The 1082-nt window shown below is 36.4% G+C and carries 1 protein-coding gene and 1 pseudogene; both read left to right on the top strand.

From position 1 onward, the window contains the following. Positions 1 to 454 (top strand): HNH/ENDO VII family nuclease (locus GQO39_RS08605; RefSeq protein ID WP_246668565.1); only part of this gene is annotated, 454 nt, incomplete at its 5' end. Positions 455 to 518: 64 nt separating this feature from the next. Further along, positions 519 to 1007 (top strand): annotated as a pseudogene (locus GQO39_RS08610) (SMI1/KNR4 family protein); the annotation flags it as partial. Between the last annotated feature and the right edge of the window lie 75 nt (positions 1008 to 1082).

Below are 1082 nucleotides of genomic sequence, written 5' to 3' on the forward strand. Positions count from 1 at the left end.
ACCCACTAAATTTACCGATAGCAAATTTGGTCAGACAAACAAAGTTTATCAGAGAAACGACCTGTTTGATCCTAACCAAAGGGTTAAATGGAGAGTAAACAAAAAAGACGTGTGGGGCACCAATCTTGAGAGAATGAAAACAGGAAGAGCACCTATAGGTTTTGATGGCAGGCCTGTTGAGTTGCATCACCTAAAGCAAACCCCTGAGGGCCCGATAGCAGAGATTAGCCGTGAATTTCATAAAAAATATACTTCTGTGATTCATGCTAATCCAAAAACACATCAATCACTTATAGAGAGAAAAAAGTTTGATAAGCAAAGAGAGGAATATTGGGATAAACGTGGTAATGGGTATGGAGAACAAAAAAACAGTAACTTAGGAGGAATAATCGATATGAAATGGGGTATCATAGGGATAGATTTTAACGGATGGGGACAGGAGCATCGGCAATAATGCTCTACGGTTGATGAAAAGAGAAAAAACAGAGACTTATAAAATAATTTATGGAGAATAATTGATGAAAACCTATACCTTAGCTGATGTTGCAGTATTAATTGATAAAGTGAATAAATATGATGGTGATATTATTAATTTGGGTAGTGAAGATGATGAAGAGAATGAAACAGATGATCTACAGATTGAAAAGGCAGAGAAAGCTTTGGGTTTACAATTCACATCGTCTTACAAAGTTTTTTTAAAAAAATATGGAGGAGGAGAAATTGGTGGCGAAGAAATTTTTAGCATTTATGGAGATTGCGGGGAAGGTATTCCTGCTGGTGATATTGTTTACCGAAACTTACTCGATAGAAAAGATGGTTTTGCGACACCAGAACAGCTTATCGTTTGTGATGCTGATTTTGATGAAACCTTTTACTTTGATTATACGCAGTTTCGGGATGGTGAATGCCCACTCTATGTCATGCTTGCATTGGGCGATTGCGAATATTACGCAAGTAATTTTTATGAATTCCTTTGCAAAAGAATAAAAGTACACGTAGGGGAGGATTCATGAAAACCTATACATTAGTATGGTTTTATTCATTTTCAAAAGATGCGCTTGTAAACTTGCAGAGAAATGACC

Origin of the sequence: Bartonella refiksaydamii (genome assembly GCF_902652675.1) — a bacterium.
Classification (GTDB): Bacteria; Pseudomonadota; Alphaproteobacteria; order Rhizobiales; family Rhizobiaceae; genus Bartonella; species Bartonella refiksaydamii.